Origin of the sequence: Streptomyces sp. NPDC059909, from assembly GCF_042730885.1 — a bacterium.
In the GTDB taxonomy this organism is placed as follows: domain Bacteria; phylum Actinomycetota; class Actinomycetes; order Streptomycetales; family Streptomycetaceae; genus Streptomyces.
Map to the genome: position 1 here is coordinate 1 of NZ_JBHWKX010000011.1, position 22,195 is coordinate 22,195.

Annotated in this window: 19 protein-coding genes; 17 read left to right on the forward strand and 2 right to left on the reverse strand. The window is 72.1% G+C overall.

Annotated elements, in window-relative coordinates; all coding sequences use genetic code 11:
- The first annotated feature begins 890 nt into the window (after positions 1-890).
- From ACFV9O_RS10445 to ACFV9O_RS10460, 4 genes are all read left to right on the forward strand, one after another.
- Positions 891-1,433: a GntR family transcriptional regulator gene (locus ACFV9O_RS10445; RefSeq protein ID WP_385415006.1), complete on the forward strand. Its 543-nt coding sequence runs from the start codon at positions 891-893 to the stop codon at positions 1,431-1,433.
- A complete protein-coding gene (locus ACFV9O_RS10450; protein ID WP_385415009.1) occupies positions 1,430-2,209 on the forward strand; it encodes a GntR family transcriptional regulator in 780 nt (259 codons plus the stop codon). Before ACFV9O_RS10445 ends, ACFV9O_RS10450 begins: the two co-directional genes overlap by 4 nt.
- Before the next feature lie 21 nt (positions 2,210-2,230).
- Positions 2,231-2,431, forward strand: a complete 201-nt coding sequence (locus tag ACFV9O_RS10455; protein ID WP_385415012.1) for a hypothetical protein — start codon at positions 2,231-2,233, stop codon at positions 2,429-2,431.
- Between the two features lie 173 nt (positions 2,432-2,604).
- Entirely contained in the window at positions 2,605-4,140 is a 1,536-nt protein-coding gene (locus ACFV9O_RS10460; protein ID WP_385415015.1) for an FG-GAP-like repeat-containing protein, read from the forward strand.
- 148 nt (positions 4,141-4,288) lie between these two features.
- On the opposite strand, the gene ACFV9O_RS10465 is transcribed toward ACFV9O_RS10460, so the two are convergent.
- A complete protein-coding gene (locus ACFV9O_RS10465; protein WP_385415018.1) occupies positions 4,289-5,146 on the reverse strand; it encodes a LysR family transcriptional regulator in 858 nt (285 codons plus the stop codon).
- Between the two features lie 238 nt (positions 5,147-5,384).
- Here ACFV9O_RS10465 and ACFV9O_RS10470 point away from each other — a divergent pair, with 238 nt between their 5' ends.
- The 12 genes from ACFV9O_RS10470 (at position 5,385) to ACFV9O_RS10525 (ending at position 19,524) form a co-directional block, all read left to right on the forward strand.
- Positions 5,385-6,281 carry a DMT family transporter gene (locus tag ACFV9O_RS10470; protein ID WP_385415327.1) on the forward strand — a complete coding sequence of 299 codons (897 nt, stop codon included), beginning with the start codon at positions 5,385-5,387 and terminating at the stop codon, positions 6,279-6,281.
- Positions 6,282-6,325: 44 nt separating this feature from the next.
- Positions 6,326-7,033: a protein-L-isoaspartate(D-aspartate) O-methyltransferase gene (locus tag ACFV9O_RS10475; RefSeq protein WP_385415021.1), complete on the forward strand. Its 708-nt coding sequence runs from the start codon at positions 6,326-6,328 to the stop codon at positions 7,031-7,033.
- Entirely contained in the window at positions 7,023-7,736 is a 714-nt protein-coding gene (locus ACFV9O_RS10480) for a DUF429 domain-containing protein (RefSeq protein ID WP_385415024.1), read from the forward strand. Before ACFV9O_RS10475 ends, ACFV9O_RS10480 begins: the two co-directional genes overlap by 11 nt.
- Before the next feature lie 117 nt (positions 7,737-7,853).
- Positions 7,854-8,642 (forward strand): TIGR03084 family metal-binding protein, encoded by a 789-nt coding sequence (locus ACFV9O_RS10485; RefSeq protein ID WP_385415027.1) that lies wholly within the window; start codon positions 7,854-7,856, stop codon positions 8,640-8,642.
- A 1-nt stretch (position 8,643) separates the two neighbouring features.
- On the forward strand, positions 8,644-10,329 hold the full coding sequence (locus ACFV9O_RS10490) for an acyclic terpene utilization AtuA family protein (RefSeq protein ID WP_385415029.1): 1,686 nt from the start codon (positions 8,644-8,646) through the stop codon (positions 10,327-10,329).
- 100 nt (positions 10,330-10,429) lie between these two features.
- Complete coding sequence (locus ACFV9O_RS10495) at positions 10,430-12,031, forward strand: acyl-CoA carboxylase subunit beta (protein ID WP_385415032.1); 1,602 nt, start codon at positions 10,430-10,432, stop codon at positions 12,029-12,031.
- A gap of 6 nt (positions 12,032-12,037) precedes the next feature.
- Positions 12,038-14,071 (forward strand): biotin carboxylase N-terminal domain-containing protein, encoded by a 2,034-nt coding sequence (locus ACFV9O_RS10500; protein ID WP_385415034.1) that lies wholly within the window; start codon positions 12,038-12,040, stop codon positions 14,069-14,071.
- Positions 14,068-15,204 (forward strand): acyl-CoA dehydrogenase family protein, encoded by a 1,137-nt coding sequence (locus ACFV9O_RS10505; protein ID WP_385415036.1) that lies wholly within the window; start codon positions 14,068-14,070, stop codon positions 15,202-15,204. The genes ACFV9O_RS10500 and ACFV9O_RS10505 overlap by 4 nt, the downstream gene beginning before the upstream one ends.
- 52 nt (positions 15,205-15,256) lie before the next feature.
- Complete coding sequence (locus tag ACFV9O_RS10510; protein ID WP_385415038.1) at positions 15,257-16,864, forward strand: 4-coumarate--CoA ligase family protein; 1,608 nt, start codon at positions 15,257-15,259, stop codon at positions 16,862-16,864.
- Positions 16,861-17,595, forward strand: a complete 735-nt coding sequence (locus ACFV9O_RS10515) for an enoyl-CoA hydratase family protein (protein ID WP_385415041.1) — start codon at positions 16,861-16,863, stop codon at positions 17,593-17,595. The genes ACFV9O_RS10510 and ACFV9O_RS10515 overlap by 4 nt, the downstream gene beginning before the upstream one ends.
- Positions 17,583-18,161 (forward strand): TetR/AcrR family transcriptional regulator, encoded by a 579-nt coding sequence (locus tag ACFV9O_RS10520; RefSeq protein ID WP_385415044.1) that lies wholly within the window; start codon positions 17,583-17,585, stop codon positions 18,159-18,161. The genes ACFV9O_RS10515 and ACFV9O_RS10520 overlap by 13 nt, the downstream gene beginning before the upstream one ends.
- A gap of 295 nt (positions 18,162-18,456) precedes the next feature.
- On the forward strand, positions 18,457-19,524 hold the full coding sequence (locus ACFV9O_RS10525) for an isopenicillin N synthase family dioxygenase (protein WP_385415047.1): 1,068 nt from the start codon (positions 18,457-18,459) through the stop codon (positions 19,522-19,524).
- 10 nt (positions 19,525-19,534) lie between these two features.
- Here ACFV9O_RS10525 and ACFV9O_RS10530 read toward each other — a convergent pair whose 3' ends face one another.
- The gene (locus tag ACFV9O_RS10530; protein WP_385415049.1) at positions 19,535-20,641 is read right to left on the reverse strand and encodes a citrate synthase 2; all 1,107 of its coding nucleotides are present in this window, start codon (positions 20,639-20,641) and stop codon (positions 19,535-19,537) included.
- Between the two features lie 785 nt (positions 20,642-21,426).
- On the opposite strand from ACFV9O_RS10530, the gene iscB reads away from it, so the two are divergent.
- Complete coding sequence (iscB, locus tag ACFV9O_RS10535; RefSeq protein ID WP_385415052.1) at positions 21,427-22,152, forward strand: RNA-guided endonuclease IscB; 726 nt, start codon at positions 21,427-21,429, stop codon at positions 22,150-22,152.
- Positions 22,153-22,195 lie beyond the last annotated feature (43 nt).

A 22,195-nucleotide genomic window follows, 5' to 3' on the forward strand; every position in this document is an offset into this window, starting at 1 on the left:
TAGGTAAGGCGGGTAGTCCAGAGGCTTCTCCTTCCGAACCTCTACTCTCTGCGAGAGTGATCCAACGCCGAGTTAGACGGCGCAACTTCGCCCTGTGGACGGCTTTCCCGTCCTCCTTGGCAGGTCGTTACTTCTGCGACTACTACGGGGCCTCCGTCACCTTGGGGCTCGCGCCCTTTAGGTGATCCCATGTTCGTCTCTGTTGTACGTATCTAGCGCGACTTAGGCGCCCCACTCATCCCCTTGAATTCCCTCACTGGGAATCATTCCGCGACCCGAAGGGTGCGATGGATACGCAATTACTCCATCGCAGGGTGCGGCACCGGTGTCACGTGCAGATTTCCGGCGGATGCAGTCCATTTCATCGCTTGGAGATTGGGGTTCAGGCAGTACAGCTTTCGCCATATCGCACGGGTCCCTCAGCGCCTCGCTTCCACACGTGAACACGAGCACTGATTTCCTGGCATGCTGCTGTCCCCTTCACCTTTCGGATCCAGGTAAGCCATCAGACCCAGGAACCTCCCTTCAGTTCCTCCCGGCTGGACCGGGGATACAACAGAGCGCCTCATGGCGCACAGGCGTTGGTGGCGAGTTCGGATACACAGAGGCGTACTTCTTCCTGCCGGGCGGTGATGCCCCATTGCGTGAGTACTTGGACAGCGAACGCGCGGGCCGCGCCGACCGACCGGGCGGACCTGGGGAATGGCCGTTGCTGTGACAGGGGCACCGTGAACCACCGCCTTGAGTGGGCAAGGTTGTACGATCAGCAGGACCGTACTGCTATTCACAAAAAGCAGCAAGGTTGGGCCAGAGGTGGCGACTTAGAGTAAGTCGCCTACGGTACGGAGCAGCAGACAGCCCGGAGTTCGTCGGCCGTACGGGAGGACGCCATGAGCAGCAGCGACTGGGTCAGCACTTCGCTGCCCTATCTCACGCCGCGCGTGCGGGGGCGGGCCGACGCCTGGAGCGACGAGGCGGGCGCTCGCGGACACACCGGAACTCAGCACATCGTTCTTGCGGGAGAAGTGCCGGCCCCGCCTGAGGTGGCGGAGCTGCTCGGCGTGGCTCAGGGTGAGCCCGTGGTCGTGCGGCGCCGAGTGATCGAACTCGACGGCAGCCCATGTGAGTTGACGGATACGTACTACCCGGCCGAGGTGGCCCGCGGCACCCGGCTCGCGGGAACCGCCAAGATCCGGGGCGGGGCGGTGACGCTGCTCGCCGAACTCGGGTACGTCGGCGTGCGCGTATGCGAGGACGTCACGGCCCGGGTGCCCAGCGCCGAGGAGCGCGAGACGTTGCGCATGGGCCCGGACGAGCCCGTACTGCGACTCGCCCGGCTCACCCTCGACGGCGAGGATCGTCCGATCCAGGCCGACCTGATGACCATGCCTGCCCACCGCCAGCGCCTGCGCTACGAGATCAGGATCGGATGACCGTGCCCCGCACCGATGCCGACGCGTTCGACCGCCGCCCCCTGCACGAGCGGATCGCCGCCGATCTGCGGGACGAGATCATGAGCGGGGACCTGGCGCAGGGTGCCAGCCTTCCGTCCACGGCGCAGCTCAAGGACCGTTTCGACGCATCCAGCGCTACCGTGCAGAAGGCGCTCCAACTGCTCAAGGATGAACGGCTGGTCGTCGGACGGGCCGGGGCGGCCGTGACCGTCCGCGAGCACCGGCAGCGCACGATGCGCCCGGCCGCGTACATGGCTCCCGCGCGCGCCGGTGAGCCGTACCGATGGCTCACCGAATCCGAGCGGAACGGCGCACGGGCGCGCAGTACTCTGCTGGAAGTGGCGGAGGTCGTCCCTCCGGCTGATGTGTCCGCCGCCTTGGGGCTTGCCGAGGGGGCGGTTGCAGTGGTGCGCCGCCAGCTCCTCGCGATCGACGACGAGCCGGCTGAACTTGTCGCGTCGTACTACCCGACGGACATCGCCCACGGCACTCCCGTCACGGAGCACCGCAAGATCCAGGGCGGAACGCCCGTGCTGCTGGCCGAACTCGGCTTTCCTCCGCGCCTCAGTGTGGACCATGTCTCCGCCAGGGTGCCGACGCAGGAACAGTGCACAGCGCTGCTCCTTCCCGGAAACCTGCCGGTGCTCCGCACCCTGCGTGTCGTCTACAGCGACCGGGAGCGCCCGATCGAGGCCACGGTGATGGTCAAGGCCGGTCATCTCTACGAGCTGCGGTACGAGTTCACGCCTGACTGACGCGCTGTTCCGGCATCTCGCGTGCTGGCAGCTCTGCTGCTCCTCCCCACTTGGTTCCTGCTCTTCGGGAACTTCGTGGAGATGCTCTTGTTCCCGGTGGCGGGGCAGATCGTCTTCGCCCTCTGCGTCATGAGGGTCCCTTTGGCCCGACTCCCGTCCGGCGAGATGGACGACACGACGGCCGAGTCCGTCCACCGGGGGCGCACCCGCACCTCGTCCTGACGGCCCTGACGGCCCTGACGGCCCGCCGAGCCGCGCCGCGCGCCGTCGTCCTCAGGCGGCGGCGCCCGGCGCACACCCCGTGCGGCAAGAGTCCGCCGGAGCCGTACAACCAAGTGCACCGTGCATGGGTCATCTTCACGCCAACCCCCGGCGAACCACTACGGAGACCACCAGTGCACATCCCCCTTCGGCGCGCTCTGGCCTGCGCCGCCACGGCCGCACTCGCCGTCGGCGGCGTCGTCGTGAGCACAGCCCACGCGACGAACACCGTCGCGTACGCCGGAAGCGCCGCGACGGCCCCCGCGAAGCAGCTCGTGGACGACTTCAACGGTGACGGCTACCGCGATGTCGTCCTCAATCTGCGCCTGCGCTCGACGTCGTCGCTCAACAAGAGCGGTGCCGTCATGGTCCTCAACGGCTCCGCGAGCGGCCTCAGCAGCACCAACCGGAAGTTGATCACCGAGGCCACCTCGGGCGTCCCCGGCACCGCCGAGTCCACGGACTGGTTCGGCACGGCCACCACGACCGGCGACTTCGACGGCGACGGCTACGCCGACCTGGCGGTCTCGGCACCCGGCGAGGACTACGTCTCCGGCGGCACCTCCTGGACCGACGTCGGCAGGGTCACGCTGATCTGGGGAGGTCCGGAGGGCCTGACCCGCCACGGCGGAGCGTACGTCGCGCTCGGCACTCCCTCGGTCCAGGGCCGGCTGGCCGGTATGGACCTCGCCTCCGGCGACTTCGACGGCGACGGCAAGCAGGACCTCGCCGTGGCCGACGGCAGGGGCGGCAAGGCCGGAACGGTGCTCCTCGGCCCCTTCACGCGTACCGGAACGCCCGCTGCCGGCCGGCCGATGGGCGTCGACACCGGCGCCCCGTTCACCTACACCCAGCTTGCCGCGGGCGACATCACCGGCGACGGCGTCAGCGACCTGCTGGTGTCGTACGCCACCAGAGTCCTGGGCAGCACGGGCAAGATCCACGTGCTGCGCGGGGGCGCTGCCGGTCCGACCGACGCCGGACACCTCAAGGACGCCATCGGCAACCCGCTGATCCATCGCGAGGGCGAGCCCCTGGCCATCGCCGACGTCGACCGTGACGGCCGTGGGGACACGATCGTCCCCGAGCCGTTCGCCAATGGCTACAAGGGCCGGTTCACGGTCGTCCACGGCGGTACGAACGGCCAGGACCCGGCCCGTAAGCCGGTGTCCTTCGACCAGGACACGCCCGGCGTGCCGGACACGAACTCCGACAGCGGCACCGACCACTTCGGCGGCCAGGTCGCCGTCGGTGACGTCAACGGGGACGGCTACGCGGACGTCATCGCCACCAGCCGGGCCGAGAACCACAGCGACCTGACCAACCCCGGCAAGATCACCGTCCTGCGCGGCGGCCCGGGCGGGCTGACCGGAAGCGGTTCCACCGCGTTCACCCAGAACACGTCGGGCGTGCCGGGCGTCGCGATCGCGGAGGGCGCGTTCGGAGAGGGTGCCAAGGCCGTCGACACCAACGGCGACGGCCGCGCCGAGGCGCTCATCGGCGTCCTGGGCACCACCGCCGCGGGTGTGGGCAGCCACGACGGGGGCCTGTGGGTGCTGCCGGGCAGCGCAACCGGCACCACCGCGACCGGCTCCAGGGCATTCGCCCCCGCTGCTCTCGGCCTGCCCGACAGCAGTGGACTGAGGGTGGGTTCCTGGTTCAACCGCTGACACGACGGACGCCCGGCCGGGCGTCCTGCATGTGCGGCTGTCGAGCCTGAGCGGCCGTTGGGCTCGTGCGGCTGTCGAGCTCACGCCCGGAGACCACCCGATGGGCCGAGCCGGTCCGGTCCCCGGCGTCGCGAGCGCCGGCCCGGGCTCACTCCCGGCCGCTGAGTTCGCGGGCCAGTGCCGCCAGGGCCTTCAGTGCCGGGTGCGGTGCCGTCGTACGCCAGGCGAGCAGGACCGGGACCGGCGGGGCGTCGGTGAGGGGGCGGTAGGTGACGCCCGGGTGGGAGTGCATCTCGGCGGTGGAGGCGGCCGAGACGCCCGCGCCGCGGCCCGCCGCGACGGCCGTGAGCCAGTCGTCGGTGTTGGCGACCGTGAGGGTCGAGGCGGGCCGGGAGGGCGCGGGCCACAGGGCGAGGGTGGTGGTGCCGGAGACGGTGTTCAGGACGATCGTCTCGGGAGCCAGGTCGGCGAGCGTCAGCACGGGGCGGGCGGCCAGCGGGGCGTCGGCGGCTACGGCCGCGATGCGGGGCTCCGTGAAGAGGAGTTCGGTGACGAGGCCGGGGGTGTCGACCGGGCCGCGCAGGACCGCGGCGTCGACCTCGCCACGGGCCAGGCCCGCCGTCCGGTCGTCGACGCGGAGGAGTTCGAGGGGGAGGTCCGGGTGCTCCTGCTGCCAGCGGCGGAGCAGCGGGGTGGTGTATGGGCCGAGGGCGGACCAGGCGTGGCCGAGGCGCAGGGGGCGGTGGTGCAGACGGTCCGCGTCGAGGGCCTCGTCGAAGGCGGTGACGGCCAGCGCGGCCTTGTCCCGGAAGGCCCGCCCCTCGGGGGTGAGGTCGAGGTGGTGGGTGGAGCGGTCGACGAGTCGGACACCCAGGTGGCGTTCGAGCGCGGCGAGGGTACGGGAGACGGCCGGCTGGCCCAGATGCAGTGCGGCGGCCGCCCTGGTCAGGCTTCGTTCCTCCGCGATGGCGAGGAAGCAGCGGAGATGACGCAGCTCGATGCTCATGCGTGCGGAGCATAACCGCAGCCCATCAGGCATTTCACGGACGGCGCGGGGTTCCGTAGCGTGAGGAGGAGGAAAGTGGACCAGAATCCTCCAGTGCAGTATTTTGGACCAGAAGTTTAGTCGGATGAACGAAGGTGGAGCGGTGAGCGGGTCCCGGAGTGCGAGTGCCGGCGCGATCTCCGGTGCCGGTGCCGGCGCGGACGCCGGCGCGGAGCAGGTCGCCGCCTCCGCCGTCGCGCTGCCCGAAGCGGCCGGTGCCCTCGGGAACGGCGGACGGCGCGGAGGGCGCGGGCGCGCGCTCGGCCCCGTCGCGCTTGTCGTCGCGGGCGGCCTCTCGGTGCAGTTCGGTGCCGCCGTCGCCGTGCTGCTGATGCCCCGCGCGGGCGCGCTCGGCGTCGTCACGCTGCGACTCGTGCTCGCCGCGATCGTCCTGATGCTGGTCTGCCGGCCCCGGCTGCGCGGGCACTCCCGTGCCGACTGGAGCACGGTCGTCGCCTTCGGTATCGCCATGGCGGCCATGAACATGCTGTTCTACCAAGCCGCGGACCGTATCCCGCTGGGCGCCGCCGTCACCCTGGAGGTGCTCGGACCGCTCGCGCTCTCGGTCGTCGTGTCGCGGCGGCTGATCAATCTGCTGTGGGCCGGCCTCGCGCTCGGCGGCGTCGTCCTGCTCAGCGGCGGCGGCTTCGACCGCCTCGACCCGGCCGGTGCGGCCTTCGCCCTCGGAGCGGGCGCGATGTGGGCCGCGTACATCGTCTTCAGCGCCCGCACCGGACGCCGCTTCCCGCAGGCCGACGGGCTCGCCCTCGCCATGGCGGTCGGCGCGGTGCTCAGCCTGCCGTTCGGCATCGCCGAGGCGGGGAGCGCACTGGTCGTGCCGTCCACGATCGGGCTCGGGCTCGCGGTCGCGCTGATGTCGTCCGTGCTGCCGTACACGCTCGAACTCCTCGCCCTGCGCCGGCTGCCCGCGCCGACCTTCGCCGTGCTGATGAGCCTGGAGCCCGCCATCGCGGCGACCGCCGGGTTCCTGGTGCTCCACCAGGCCCTGTCCGCCGCCGACGCGCTGGCGATCGCCCTGGTCGTCGCGGCGAGCATGGGGGCGGTACGGACACAGGTACAGCGCGCCGCCGGCTGACCCTCGCCGGCCGACCCCGCCAGGTTCCCTCACGGGAGACGGACATGATGATCCATCCGAGAACCGTTCCCGCCGACGAGGACCCTTCGGTCCCCGAAGGGCGCCCCGAGGACCTGGTCAGGGCCGCCCGCGCCGCCGGTGTGCGCGACGAGCGCCTGCTCCGGGTCATGCGCCGCACCCCGCGCTCGGCCTTCGTCCCCGCCTCCCACCGCGCCTCGGCGTACGTGGACATCCCGATCCCGATCAGCCACGGCCAGGTGACGACGCAACCCTCCCTCGTGGCCATGATGGTCGCCGCGCTCGGCCTCACCGGGAGCGAGCGCGTGCTGGAGATCGGCACCGGCCACGGCTTCCAGACCGCCCTGCTGGCCCGCCTCGCCGCGTACGTCGTGAGTGTCGAGCGATGGCCGGACATGGCGGCCCAGGCCCAGGCCCATCTCACGGCCCAGGGCGTCGAGAACGTCGAGATCGTCGTCGGTGACGGCACCCTCGGCATGCCCGCCCGCGCCCCCTACGACGCCGTCGTCGTCTGCGCCGCCTTCCCGGAGGTGCCGCCGCCGCTGGTCCGGCAGCTGCGGATCGGCGGCCGTCTGGTCCAGCCGATCGGCCCGGGCGGCCAGGAGGAGGTCGAGCTGTACGAGCGGGGGACCCACGGCCTCGTCCGCCGCGGGAGCATCGTCGCGGCCCGCTTCGTCCGGCTGTACGGGGACTACGGATATCCGGCGACCGCCCCCTTCGGAGATGCGGGCTGACATGGTGACGGTCCTCGGCGTCGACGCGTGCACGGACGGGTGGGTGGCGGTCGAACTCCGCGACGGCCGATTCGCCGGGGCGCGCCTCGTCACCGATCTGCGCTCCCTGCTGCGTGAGGCGGACGAGGCCAGGAGCGGCGCAGGCGTCGAGGTCGTGGGCGTGGACATGCCGCTGGGGCTCCTGGACGAGGGGTGGCGGCGCGCGGACGCGGAAGCGGCGGCCCTGCTGGGCCGGCTGCGGAGCAGTGTCTTCCGGGTGCCGCCGCGCGCGGTGTGGCAGGAGGAGCAGTACGAGGCCGCGAGCCGCCGGTGCCGGGAACTCACCGGAGCCGGGCTCAGCCGCCAGAGCTGGGCGCTCGCCGCCGGACTCCGCGAGGCGAACGGCTGCTTGACGGAGGCGGGCGGCGATCGCCTCTTCGAGGTGCACCCCGAGGTGTCGTTCTGGGCACTGGCCGGGGAGACCCCGCTCCCGTACCGCAAGAAGAGCTGGGCGGGACAGATGGCCCGGCGCTCGCTCCTCGGGGCCGCCGGCGTCGTCGTCCCCGACGAGCTCGGGGAGGCGGGACGCGTCGCGCCGGACGACGTGCTGGACGCGGCGGCCGCGGCGTGGAGCGCACACCGGATCGCCGCGGGCCGCGCGCGCTCCCTCCCGGACCCGCCGCAGTACGACAGCCGGGGCAGACCGATCGCGATCTGGTACTGACGCCTGTGGAGGCGCGGCACGACCCTCGCACGAAAAAAGTAAAGCAAGCACGCTTGCTTGTTTCTGCTCGCGCTGCCATGCTCCGGACACCACGCCGTGTCCCGGAGGGAGCGCACCGTGTCCGACCCCGCAGTCGTCCTCGACGACCTGCGCGCAGAGAGCGAGGAACTCGACCGGCTCGTGGCCGAGTTGAGCGAGGAACGGTGGGCCGCCCCGACGCCCGCCGCCGGCTGGACCGTCGCCCACCAGATCGCCCACCTCGCCTGGACCGACGAGGTGGCGCTGCTCGCCGTCACGGACGCCGAAGCCTTCGGCGCCGAGGTGAAGAAGGCCCTCGCCGCGCCCGGCACCTTCGTCGACCAGGCCGCGGAGGCGGGCGCCGCACAGCCGCCGGCCGAGCTGCTGGGCCGGTGGCGCGCCGGCCGCGAGCGGCTCCACCAGGCCCTGCGCAGTGCGCCCGCCGGGGGCCGTTTCCCCTGGTACGGGCCGCCGATGAGCGCCACGTCGATGGCGACCGCCCGGCTCATGGAGACCTGGGCGCACGGCCAGGACGTCGCCGACGCGCTCGGCGTCGTACGCGAACCGACCGCGCGGCTGCGGCATGTCGCCCACATCGGCGTACGGGCCCGGGACTACGCCTACTTCGTGCGCGGGACCGAGGCGCCGAAGGAAGCGTTCCGGATCGAGCTGACCGCTCCGGACGGGGCGCTGTGGACGTACGGGCCCGAGGGCGCCGCCCAGCGCGTGACCGGCCCCGCGCTGGACTTCTGCCTGCTGGTCACGCAGCGCGCCCACCGCGACGACCTCGCCCTACGGGCCGAGGGCGAAGACGCCGACCGGTGGCTGGACATCGCCCAGGCCTTCGCGGGCCCGGCGGGTGCGGGCCGTGCGCCCAAGGGGGGGTGACATGGACGCCTTGCGGATCGGCAACGCCTCCGGCTTCTACGGCGACCGCTTCGACGCCGTACGCGAGATGCTCACCGGCGGTGAACTCGACGTCCTGACCGGCGACTACCTGGCCGAGCTGACCATGCTCATCCTCGGCCGCGACCGGGCCAAGGATCCGCGCCTCGGCTACGCCAAGACGTTTCTGCGGCAACTGGAGGAGGGCCTCGGGCTCGCCCACGAGCGCGGGGTGCGGATCGTCGCCAACGCCGGCGGGCTCAACCCGGCGGGCCTCGCGGACGCGGTGCGCGAGCTCGCGGACCGGGTGGGCGTGCCCGTGCGGGTCGCCCATGTCGAGGGCGACGACCTCACCGCCCGCTTCCCGGACGCGCTCGCGGCGAACGCGTATCTCGGCGGGGGCGGGATCGCCGCGTGCCTCGCCGCCGGCGCCGACGTCGTCGTCACCGGGCGGGTCACGGACGCGGCGCTGGTCACCGGGCCCGCGCAGTGGCGGTTCGGCTGGGGGCCGGAGGCGTACGACCAGCTGGCGGGCGCGGTGGTCGCCGGGCACGTGCTGGAGTGCGGGACGCAGGCGACCGGCGGCAACTACTCCTTCTTCACGGGCCATGACGTGCGGCGGCCCGGCTTCCCCGTCGCCGAGCTGTACGCCGACGGCAGCTGCGTCGTCACCAAACACCCCGGCACCGGCGGGTTCGTGGACACCGGCACGGTCACCGCCCAGCTGCTGTACGAGACGGGCGGCGCCCGGTACGCAGGTCCCGACGTCACCGCCCGCCTCGACTCCGTACGGCTCACCCAGGACGGGCCCGACCGGGTCCGTGTCACGGACGTGCGCGGCGAGGCCCCGCCTCCCGCCCTCAAGACCGGGCTGTGCAGGCTCGGTGGCCGGCGCAACGAAGTCGTCTTCGTCCTGACGGGACTGGACGTGGAGGCGAAGGCGGAGCTGGTGCGGGGACAGATCGAGGACGCCTTCGCGCGGGCCAAGTCCCGGCCGGAGGAGGTCCGCTGGGAACTCGCCCGCACCGACCGCCCCGACGCGGACACGGAGGAGACGGCGAGCGCGCTGCTGCGGCTGGTGGTCCGGGACCGGGACGCGGACGCCGTGGGCCGGGTCGTCAGCGGCGCGGCGATCGAGCTGGCGCTCGGCAGCTACCCCGGCTTCCATGTGACGGCCCCGCCGGGGAAGGGCGCGCCGTACGGGGTGTTCGAGGCGGTGTACGTGGACGCGGCGTCGGTGGAGCACGTCGCCGTGCTGCCGGACGGGGAGCGCGTTCCGGTCCCGGCGGCGGCGCGAACGCGACCGCTCGAGCCCGTCGCCGAGCCGCCGCTGCCCGAGCCGCTTCCGGCCGGCGGTCCGGTGCGCCGCGTACCGCTCGGCCTCGTCGCGGGCGCCCGCAGCGGCGACAAGGGCGGGGACGCGAACGTCGGGGTGTGGGTCCGGACGGACGAGGCGTGGCGGTGGCTGGCCCACGAGCTCACGGTGGACCGCTTCCGTGAACTCATCCCGGAGACGGCCGGGTTGCCGGTCGTACGGCACGTGCTGCCGAACCTGCGCGCGCTGAACTTCGTGGTGCAGGGCCTGCTCGGCGAGGGCGTCGCCGCGCAGGCCCGCTTCGACCCCCAGGCGAAGGGTCTGGGGGAGTGGCTCCGCGCGCGGTACGCCGATGTGCCGGAGGTGCTGCTGTGACGCCGACGTGCCTGCGCGGCACCGACGGGGCGGCCCGCGTGTCCGTCCTCGAACGCCGGACGGGCTCCGAAGGAGCCCCACCCCCACCGGAGGTGACCCCATGACCATCCTCGCCAGCACGCTCGACACGACGTCACCCGAATACGCCGCACACCGCGCCGCCATGCTCGCCAAGCTCGACGCGCTCGACGCCGAGCACGCGAAGGCCCTGGCCGGCGGCGGCGAGAAGTACGTCGCCCGGCACCGCAAGCGCGGCAAGCTGCTCGCCCGCGAGCGGATCGAGCTCCTCCTCGATCCGGACACACCGTTCCTGGAGCTGTCGCCGCTCGCCGCCTGGGGCAGCGACCACCCCGTCGGCGCCTCCCTCGTCACCGGCATCGGCACGGTCGTGGGCGTCGAGTGCCTCATCACGGCGAACGACCCGACCGTACGCGGCGGTGCCAGCAACCCCTGGACCCTGAAGAAGGCCCTCCGTGCGAACGAGATCGCGTTCGCCAACCGCCTCCCCGTCATCAGCCTCGTCGAGTCGGGCGGCGCAGATCTCCCCTCCCAGAAGGAGATCTTCATCCCCGGCGGGGGGCTCTTCCGCGACCTCACCCGGCTCTCCGCCGCAGGCATCCCGACCGTCGCCGTCGTCTTCGGCAACTCCACCGCCGGCGGGGCGTACGTACCCGGGATGTCCGACCACACCGTCATGATCAAGGAGCAGTCGAAGGTCTTCCTCGGCGGCCCGCCGCTCGTCAAGATGGCCACCGGCGAGGAGAGCGACGACGAGTCCCTCGGGGGCGCCGAGATGCACGCCCGCACCTCCGGCCTCGCCGACCACTACGCGCACGACGAGCACGACGCCATCCGCCACGCCCGCCGGATCGTCGCCCGCCTCAACCACCGCAAGGCACACCCCGCACCGGTGTTCCCCGCGGCGGAACCGAAGTACGACGAGGACGAGCTGCTCGGCATCGTCCCCGAGGACCTCAAGACCCCCTTCGACCCGCGCGAGGTCATCGCCCGGATCGTCGACGGCTCCGACTTCGACGAGTTCAAGCCGCTGTACGGGACGAGCCTGGTCACCGGCTGGGCACGGCTGCACGGCTACCCTGTCGGCGTCCTGGCCAATGCACAGGGCGTGCTGTTCAGCGCCGAGTCGCAGAAGGCCGCCCAGTTCATCCAGCTCGCCAACCAGCGTGACATCCCGCTCCTCTTCCTCCACAACACCACCGGCTACATGGTCGGCAAGGAGTACGAGCAGGGCGGCATCATCAAGCACGGCGCGATGATGATCAACGCGGTGTCGAACTCGAAGGTCCCGCACCTGTCCGTCCTCATGGGCGCCTCGTACGGCGCCGGGCACTACGGCATGTGCGGACGGGCCTACGACCCGCGCTTCCTCTTCGCCTGGCCCAGTGCCAAGTCCGCCGTGATGGGCCCCCAGCAGCTCGCCGGAGTCCTCTCGATCGTCGCCCGCGCGTCCGCCGCCGCGAAGGGGCAGCCGTACGACGACGAGGCGGACGCCGCCCTGCGCGCGATGGTGGAGCAGCAGATCGAGACGGAGTCGCTGCCGATGTTCCTGTCCGGGCGGCTGTACGACGACGGCGTCATCGACCCGCGCGACACCCGCACGGTCCTCGGCATGTGCCTGTCCGCCATCCACACGGCCCCGGTCGAAGGCGCGCGCGGCGGCTTCGGCGTCTTCAGGATGTGAGCCCTGATGATCCACACTCTTCTTGTCGCCAACCGGGGCGAGATCGCCTGCCGGGTCTTCCGCACCTGCCGTGAGCTGGGCATCGCGACCGTCGCGGTGCACTCGGACGCCGATGCCGGCGCGCTGCACGTACGGGAGGCCGACGCGGCCGTACGCCTCCCCGGTGCCACCCCCGCCGAGACCTATCTGCGCGGCGACCTGATCGTGAAGGCGGCGCTCGCGGCGGGCGCGGACGCGGTGCACCCCGGATACGGGTTCCTCTCCGAGAACGCCGGCTTCGCACGCGCCGTCATCGACGCGGGGCTGGTGTGGATCGGCCCGCCGCCGGAGGCCATCGAGGCGATGGCGTCCAAGACGCGGGCCAAGGAGCTGATGGGCATCGCGCCCCTCGCGGAGGGCGACGTCACCGAGGACGACCTGCCGGTGCTGGTCAAGGCGGCCGCGGGCGGCGGCGGGCGCGGGATGCGGGTCGTACGCGAACTCTCCTCGCTCAAGGACGAACTGGAGGCGGCGCGGGCCGAGGCGCTCAGCGCCTTCGGGGACGGCGAGGTCTTCGTCGAGCCGTACATCGAGAACGGCCGCCACGTCGAGGTACAGATCCTGGCCGACGCACACGGCACGGTCTGGGCGCTCGGCACCCGCGACTGCTCCCTGCAGCGCCGCCACCAGAAGGTGATCGAGGAGGCCCCGGCGCCCGGGCTGGGCCCGGAACTCACCTCCACCGTGCACGAGTCGGCCGTGCGCGCCGCCCGCGCGACGGACTACCGGGGCGCGGGAACGGTGGAGTTCCTGGTCGCCGACGGCAAGGCGCACTTCCTGGAGATGAACACCCGCCTCCAGGTCGAACACCCGGTGACCGAGGCGGTGTTCGGCGTCGACCTCGTCGCCCTCCAGATCAAAGTCGCGGAGGGCGCGCCACTCCCGCCCGCCCCGCCGCCGCCTTCGGGCCACGCGATCGAGGCCCGCCTCTACGCGGAGGACCCGGCCCGCGACTGGGCCCCGCAGACGGGCACGCTGCATGCGCTGTCCTTCCCCACGGGCCTCCCCGCCCCCCGGCCCTCGGCGCTGCGCGCGGGCGAGGTGGACGGCGGCCCGGCGGCCGGTACGGGCGTGGCCCACGACGGCCCGGTGGCCGGCGCCGGCAGCGGTCGGACGCCCTGGACCCGGGTCGACAGCGGGTACGGACCCGGGGATCGCATCGGGGTGCACTACGACCCGATGCTCGCCAAGGTCATCGCCTGGGCGCCCACCCGGGCGGCGGCCGTGCGAAAGCTGGCCGGGGTGCTGGAGCGGGTCCGGGTGCACGGGCCGGTCACCAATCGCGAGCTGCTCGTACGGTCCCTGCGGCACCCCGAGTTCACAACGGCCGGGATGGACACCGGGTTCTACGAGCGGCATCTGCCGGAGCTGACCGCCGCCGAGGACGGCGAGGAGATCGCCGCGCTCGCGGCCGCCCTCGCGGACGCGGCCGCGCGGCAAGCCGCCGGGGGCACGACCGCGCGCCTCGGCGGCTGGCGCAACCTCCCCTCGCAGCCGCAGGTCAAGCGCTATCTGGGCCGCAACGGCGAGCACGAAGTGCGCTACCGCCGCACCCGCCGCGGCACGGAAGCCGAAAACCTCCCCGGCGTGCGGATCCTCGACACGGCCCCCCACGCCGTACGGCTGGAAGTCGACGGCGTACAAAGGGAGTTCCGGGTCGCCCGCTACGACGACCGCGTCCATGTCGACACGGCCGCACGCGCCTACACGCTCACCGCGGCGCCCCGCTTCCCCGACCCCACCGACCGGCACGAGCCCGGATCGCTGCTCGCGCCCATGCCCGGGATCGTCGTCCGGGTCGCCGAGGGCCTTGCCCCGGGGGCGGCGGTCACCGCCGGGCAACCCCTCGTCTGGCTGGAGGCGATGAAGATGGAGCACAGGATCTCCGCTCCCGCCTCCGGCACGCTCACCGCGCTCCACGCCGCCCCCGGCCGCCAGGTCGAGGTCGGCGCCCTTCTCGCCGTCGTACAAGCAGCCGTACCGGAGGAGCCCGCATCATGACCACGATCATCGAGAGCGAAGAGCACACCGCACTGCGCGCCGCCGTCTCCGCGCTCGGACACCGCCACGGCCGCGGCCACGACCGCGAGGCGCTGTGGTCCGAGGCCGCCAAGCTCGGCTACCTCGGCGTGAACCTGCCCGAGGAGCACGGCGGCGGAGGCGGCGGCATGGCCGAACTGTCCATCGTCCTGGAGGAACTGGGCGCGGCGGGCTGCCCGCTGCTGATGATGGTGGTCTCGCCCGCCATCTGCGGCACCGTCATCGCCCGCTTCGGCACCGAGGAGCAGAAGCGCGCCTGGCTCCCCGGACTCGCCGACGGCACCCGCACCATGGCCTTCGGCATCACCGAGCCCGACGCCGGGTCGAACTCCCACCGCATCACCACCACGGCCCGCAGGACCGAGGACGGCGGCTGGCTGCTCACCGGCCGCAAGGTCTTCATCTCCGGCGTCGACATCGCCGACGCCACGCTCGTCGTCGGACGGACGGAGGACGCACGCACCGGCCGCCTCAAGCCGTGCCTGTTCATCGTCCCGCGCGACGCCCCCGGCTTCACCCGCTCGCAGATCGACATGGAACTCCACGCCCACGAGAAGCAGTTCGAGCTCGTCCTCGACGACGTGGCCCTGCCCGCCGACGCCCTCGTCGGCGACGAGGACGCGGGCCTCCTCCAGCTCTTCGCCGGACTCAACCCCGAGCGGATCATGACCGCCGCGTTCGCCATCGGCATGGGGCGGTACGCCCTCGCGCAGGCCGTCGACTACGCGCGGACCCGGCAGGTCTGGAGGGACCCCATCGGCGCCCACCAGGCCATCGCCCACCCCCTCGCCCAGGCCCACATCGAGCTGGAGCTCGCCCGCCTGATGATGCAGAAGGCCGCCGCCCTGTACGACGCGGGCGACGACGCCGGAGCGGGCGAGGCGGCGAACATGGCCAAGTACGCGGCCGCAGAGGCCTGTGTGAAGGCCGTCGACCAGTCCGTGCACACCCTCGGCGGCAACGGCCTCACCCGCGAGTACGGCCTCGCCTCGCTGATCACGGCCTCCCGCGTCGCCCGGATCGCCCCGGTCAGCCGGGAGATGATCCTCAACTACGTATCCCATCAGTCCCTGGGTCTCCCCAAGTCGTACTGAAAGACGCGATTCTGGCGACCACCACTCCATCGCCGAAGGGGCTGCAGCTGCCATGGTGATCAACAGCGAGTACGCGGACGTCCCGGCCGTCTCCCTCCCCATCCACGACGCCGTCCTGGGCCGTGCGGCCGAGTACGGGGACACCGTCGCGCTGATCGACGGGGCGGGCGACATGACGATCACGTACGCACAGCTCGACACGTTCCACCGACGCATCGCCGCCGCGCTCGCCGACGCCGGCGTGCGCAAGGGCGACGTCCTCGCCCTGCACAGCCCCAACACGGTCGCCTACCCGACGGTCTTCTACGCCGCGACACGCGCCGGGGCGTCCGTCACCACCGTCCACCCGCTCGCCACGGCGGAGGAGTTCGCGAAGCAGCTGCGCGACTCCTCCGCCCGCTGGATCGTCACCGTCTCCCCGCTCCTCGAAGCGGCCCGCCGCGCCGCCGAACTCGTCGGCGGCATCGAGGAGATCTTCGTCTGCGACCAGGCGGAAGGGCACCGCTCGGTCCTCGGCATGCTCGGCTCCACCGCGCCGGAGCCCGACATCGCCATCGACCCGGCCGAGGACATCGCCGCCCTCCCGTACTCCTCCGGCACCACCGGCGTCCCCAAGGGCGTCATGCTCACCCACCGGTCCATCGCCACCAACCTGGCCCAGCTGGAGCCGTTCATCCCGATGAAGCCCGGCGACCGGATCCTCGCCGTGCTGCCGTTCTTCCACATCTACGGCCTCACCGCGCTGATGAACGCGCCGCTGCGCAGCGGCGCCACCGTCGTCGTCCTGCCCCGCTTCGACCTCGAACAGTTCCTCGCCGCGATAGAGAAGCACCGCATCAACGGGCTGTACGTCGCCCCGCCGATCGTCCTCGCCCTCGCCAAGCACCCCGCGGTCGCCCAGTACGACCTGACCTCGCTCGAGTACATCGTCAGCGCCGCGGCCCCGCTCGACGCCCAGCTCGCGCAGGCCTGCTCCGCACGGCTGAAGCTGCCTCCCGTGCGACAGGCGTACGGCATGACCGAGCTGTCGCCCGGCACCCATGTCGTGCCGCTGTCCGCCGCGACCCCGCCGCCCGGCACCGTCGGGAAGCTGCTGCCGAACACCGAGATGCGGATCCTGTCGCTCGACGACCCGGGCCGGGACGCGGCCGCCGGCGAGGAGGGCGAGATCGCGATCCGCGGCCCGCAGGTGATGAAGGGCTACCTCGGCCGCCCCGAGGCCACCGCCGACATGATCGACGCCGACGGATGGGTGCACACCGGCGACATCGGGCGCGTCGACGAGGACGGCTGGCTGTACGTCGTCGACCGCGTCAAGGAACTCATCAAGTACAAGGGCTTCCAGGTCGCCCCGGCCGAGCTGGAAGCCCTGCTCCTCACCCACGAGGGCATCGCCGACGCGGCGGTGATCGGCGTGTACGACGCCGACGGCAACGAGATCCCGAAGGCGTACGTCGTGCGGCAGCCGACCGGGAACGGCCTCTCGGCGGACGACGTCATGGCATACGTCGCCGAGCGCGTCGCACCGTACAAGAAGATCCGCCGCGTCGAGTTCATCGGCGGGGTGCCGCGGGCGGCGTCGGGGAAGATCCTCCGGCGCGAGCTGCGCGACCGCGAGACGTCACAGGCGCGGCGCGAGCCGGAGAAGGAGAACACGTGACACTGATCAGCACGTCGTCCGAGCGTGGCATCACGACGCTGACGCTGGACTCGCCGGCGAACCGCAACGCCCTGTCCGCGCGGCTCGTCGGCGAGCTCGCCGACGCGCTGACCGCGTGCGGCAAGGACCCGGCCGTACGGGCGGTCGTGCTCACCCACACCGGGAGCACGTTCAGCGCGGGCGCCGATCTGAAGGAGCCGCCGAACCCGTACACGTTCGTCGCGCTGCTCCGCAAGATCGTCGACCTGCCGAAGCCGGTGGTGGCCCGGGTGGCGGGCCACGTACGCGCCGGCGGGCTCGGCCTCGTCGGCGCCTGCGACGTCGCGGCCGCGACGTCGGGGTCGGACTTCGCGTTCACCGAGGTACGCATCGGGGTCGCCCCCGCGGTCATCTCGCTGCCGCTGCTGCCACGCCTGGAGCCGCGCGCGGCCGCCCGCTACTACCTCGCCGGCGAGCGCTTCGGCGCCGCCGAGGCGGCCCGCATCGGACTGGTGACGGCCGTCGGCGAGGACGTGGACGAGGTCCTCGCCCCCGTGCTCGACGGCTTCCGCAAGGCCTCACCACAAGCCCTGGACGCGACGAAACAGCTGCTCACGGCTAAGGTGCGGGAGACCTTCGACCGCGACGCGGAGGATCTCGTCCAGCGCTCGGCGTCGCTCTTCGCCTCGGCGGAGGCGCGCGAAGGGATGACCGCCTTCCTCGAACGACGGGACCCCGCATGGGTGTGGTGACCACTCCGAAGCAGGACCGCAGCCGGGTCACCCGGCAGCGCCTGCTGGAGGCGGCCGTCGCCTGCCTGGCCGAGCACGGCTGGGCAGGCTCGACCGTCTCCGTGGTCGCCGAGCGCGCCGGCGTCTCGCGGGGCGCGGCACAGCACCACTTCCCGACCCGGGAGGACCTCTTCACGGCCGCGGTCGAGTACGTCGCGGAGGAGCGGTCGTCCGCCCTGCGGGCGCTCCCGGTGCAGAACCGGGCGGCCGTGGTCGAGGCCCTCGTCGACCTCTACACCGGACCGCTGTTCCGCGCCGCCCTGCACCTGTGGGTCGCGGCGTCCAACGAGGAACAGCTGCGCGGCCGCGTCACCGAACTGGAGGCCAGGGTAGGCCGCGAGACCCACCGCATAGCCGTCGAGCTGCTGGGCGCCGACGAGTCGGTGCCCGGGGTGCGGGAGACCGTGCAGGGCCTGCTGGACATGGCACGCGGGCTGGGCCTCGCGAACCTGCTGACGGACGACGTGGCGCGGCGCCGCAGGGTGGTGGCGCAGTGGGGGCGCCTGGTGGAGGAGGCGCTGGGCTGAAGGCCCTGGGGAGGCGTGGCTGAGGCCCCGGCCCACCCTGTGTGACCTGGGTCATCCGCGAACGACGCGCCCCCGGCGTACCCTTTCCGCATGCTTCCGCTCGTACGACGCCGCCACGTGGACTTCCTCCGCGTCACGAGCATGGGCTGTCGGACCTCCCGCTGACCTCCGACGCAGGCCCCCACTCCACCCCACCCGGCCCACCGGCCCCGCCCCACCGAGGCGGACACCGGCGGTACGCGTTCCCGGTCATCGCCGGGACCGGCGGCCGGGACCAGACACAGCGGACGCACCCATGTCTCACTCGTCTCACTCGTCCTCCTCCCACCCGCAGGACTACTCGCGGCTCCCGGTCATCGACCTCTCCGCGGCCGACCGCGGCCCCGCCGCCCGCGCCGAGCTGCACGCCCGGCTCCACAGCGCCGCCCATGACGTCGGCTTCTTCCAGCTGACCGGCCACGGCGTGACCGGCGCCGAGACGGACGCCCTGATGAGCGCCATGCGGGCCTTCTTCGCGCTGCCCGAGGCGGAGCGGCACGCCATCGACAACGTCAACTCACCGCACTTCCGCGGCTACACGCGCATCGGCGACGAACGCACCGGCGGCAGCCAGGACTGGCGGGACCAGCTCGACATCGGCGCCGAACGGCCCGCACACATACCGGGACCGGGCGAGCCCGCCTACTGGTGGCTGGAGGGCCCCAACCAGTGGCCGGCCGCGCTGCCCGGACTGCGCACCGCCGCGCTCGCCTGGATCGACCGGCTCAGCACGGTCGCCGACAAGCTCCTGCACGAGCTGCTCGCGGCGATCGGCGCGCCCCCGGACTTCTACGACGACATCTTCGGCGACCGTGCGCACCTGCACCTGAAGCTGGTGCGGTACCCCGGAAGCGCCCCCGGCGCCCCTGGCGGCGCCGGGGACGAGCCGGGCCAGGGCGTAGGCGCCCACAAGGACTACGGTTTCCTCACCCTGCTGCACCAGGACACCGTCGGCGGACTCCAGGTGCAGCGCGCGGACGGCGCCTTCCACGACGTACCGCCGCTGCCCGGCGCGTTCGTCGTCAACCTCGGCGAGCTGCTCGAAGTCGCCACCAACGGCTACCTGCTCGCCACCAACCACCGCGTGGTCAGCCCGCCCGGCGCCACCGAGCGCTATTCCGTGCCGTTCTTCTACAACCCGCGCCTGGACGCCCGGATCGCGCCGCTGCCGTTCCCGTACGTGGCGGACGCGCCCGGAGTGACGGCCGACCCGGCCAATCCGCTGTTCGCGGAGTACGGCCGCAACGAGCTCAAGGGCAAGCTGCGGGCGCACCCGCTGGTCGCCGCCCGCCACCATGCGGCGCTGGTGGAGCGGGCGGCGTGACCGGGCGGCTCTAGGCCTTGGCGGCGATGTCGGCGTAGCCCTCGATGTCGCGCGGGTCGCGGGTGCCCGGACCGACGTAGCGGGCGGACGGGCGCACCAGGCGCCCCGTCCGCTTCTGCTCCAGGATGTGGGCCGACCAGCCGGCCGTACGGGCACACGTGAACATCGACGTGAACATGTGCGCCGGGACCTCGGCGAAGTCCAGCATGATCGCCGCCCAGAACTCCACGTTCGTCGCCAGGACCCGGTCGGGGCGGCGGTTGTGCAGCTCCTCCAGCGCGGCCTTCTCCAGCGCCTCCGCGATCTCGAAACGCGGCGCACCCAGCTCCTTCGCCGTGCGCCGCAGCACGCGGGCGCGCGGGTCCTCGGCCCGGTACACGCGGTGGCCGAAGCCCATCAGCCGCTCGCCGTTGTCCAGGGCCCGCTTGACGTACGCCGTAGCGTCGCCGGTGCGCTCGATCTCCTCGATCATGCCGAGCACACGGGACGGCGCACCGCCGTGCAGCGGGCCGGACATGGCGCCGACCGCGCCGGACAGGGCGGCCGCCACATCGGCGCCGGTCGAGGCGATGACGCGGGCGGTGAAGGTCGAGGCGTTCATGCCGTGCTCGGCGGCGGACGTCCAGTACGCGTCGACGGCCTTGACGTGCTTCGGGTCCGGCTCGCCGCGCCAGCGGATCATGAACCGCTCGACGACCGACTGCGCCTTGTCGATCTCCCGCTGCGGCACCATCGGCAGACCCTGCCCGCGGGCACTCTGTGCCACGTACGACAGCGCCATCACGGCGGCGCGCGCGAGGTCGTCGCGGGCCTGCGCCTCGTCGATGTCGAGGAGCGGCTTGAGACCCCACACGGGCGCGAGCATCGCGAGCGCCGACTGGACGTCGACGCGGATGTCACCGGAGTGGACCGGGATCGGGAACGGCTCGGCGGCCGGCAGACCGGGGTTGAACGCGCCGTCGACCAGCAGACCCCACACGTTCCCGAACGAGACGTGACCGACGAGATCCTCGATGTCGACGCCGCGGTACCGGAGCGCGCCGCCTTCCTTATCCGGTTCGGCGATCTCCGTCTCGAACGCGACGACTCCTTCGAGTCCGGGTACGAAGTCGGACATCAGGCGGCTCCTCGTGAGTTCGGTTCGGGTCCCACCGGTGGTCGAACCGGATCGGTCACACCGGTGATGCCCCGTGCGGGGGGTGGTCACCCTATCCGGGTCGTAGGGAGGCCACAGTGGCCCAGCGCATGATTTTGGCGGGTTCCGACGATGCGCGGAAGCGTGACATCCGGCACAGTGCGCCGATCCGGTTCAGGAGGATTACCGGCACTCAGTGCCGGGCAAACTGCGCCGCGCGGAAGGGCGTAGTCCGGTACCGGGCGGGGCCGGGGTGTCCGTGTTCAGTACCACTGCCTGCGCTCGCGCGTTCGAGATTGCCTCGGAATCACGCATATGTGCGGATTGACGATCTGATCGCGCTCAGCGCGGATCTCACGCGGCTAGCGTCACCTGCACATCGGGAAAGGAAAGGAGATCACTCGCTCCCGCTCGCCCCTTCTGAGACGAGCCGAGTGAACAGCCCCAGTCATCACGATCAACCGATCAGAGGGAGGTGCCCTTCGATGACTACGTCTCCCGCAGGCGAGCAGACCCACCGGGTTGTGCTTCCTCAGCAGCCTGCTCTGGAATCCGTGGGAGCAGACACCCCTGGGAGCAGGGACGAAACGGCTCACGGACACCCCGCCACCGCGCGGGGCACCGGCGGGGCACATGGGCGAGGGGAGACCGGCGGGAACAACACCACGTCCCGCCGGCGTCACGCCGTACAGGCAGCGACCGGGGACGGTGACGTCCCCACACAGGGCAATACCTACAAGGGCGGAACAGGCGCAGGCAGGGTCTTCGTGCTCGACAAGCACGGACATCCGCTCATGCCGTGCCACCCCGCTCGCGCACGCGAGCTCCTCACCAAAGGCCGCGCCGTCGTCGCGCGCCATGCCCCGTTCACCGTCCGCATCAAGGACCGCACACACGCCGCATCGGAAATCGAAGGCGTACAGTTACGGATCGACCCGGGCTCCAGGGGCACAGGCATCGCCGTCACCGATACGAAGGAGGAAACCGCCCAAGACGGCACGACCGTGACCGTGCGACGCGGGCTGATCTCCCTGGAACTCCAGCACCGAGGCGACCAGATCCACCGGGCGATGGCACAACGTGCCGGGTATCGCCGCAGGCGGAGGTCGGCCAACTGCCGCTATCGCGCACCAAGATCCGCCAACCGGACCCGCCCGAAGGGCTGGCTTCCCCCGTCACTCCGGCATCGGGTCGACACCACACTCTCGGTCGCCCGCCGCCTCTGCCAGTATGCGCCGGTCACTGAGATCCACATCGAACGAGTCGCCTTCGACACGCACGCCGTGAGCGCAGGCAAGAACCTCACCGCAGCCGAACGCCAGAACGGCACCCTGGCCGGGACGGAGATCCGCGAGTACCTGCTCACGAAGTGGGGGCGAGCCTGCGCCTACTGCGGGGTCACCGGCGTACCGCTGAACATCGAGCACATCCGACCGTGCAGCCACGGCGGATCCAACCGCATCTCGAACCTCACCCTGGCCTGCATCCCCTGAGGCCAAGGGCTCGACTCCCGTCGACGAATTCCTGGCCCGCGAC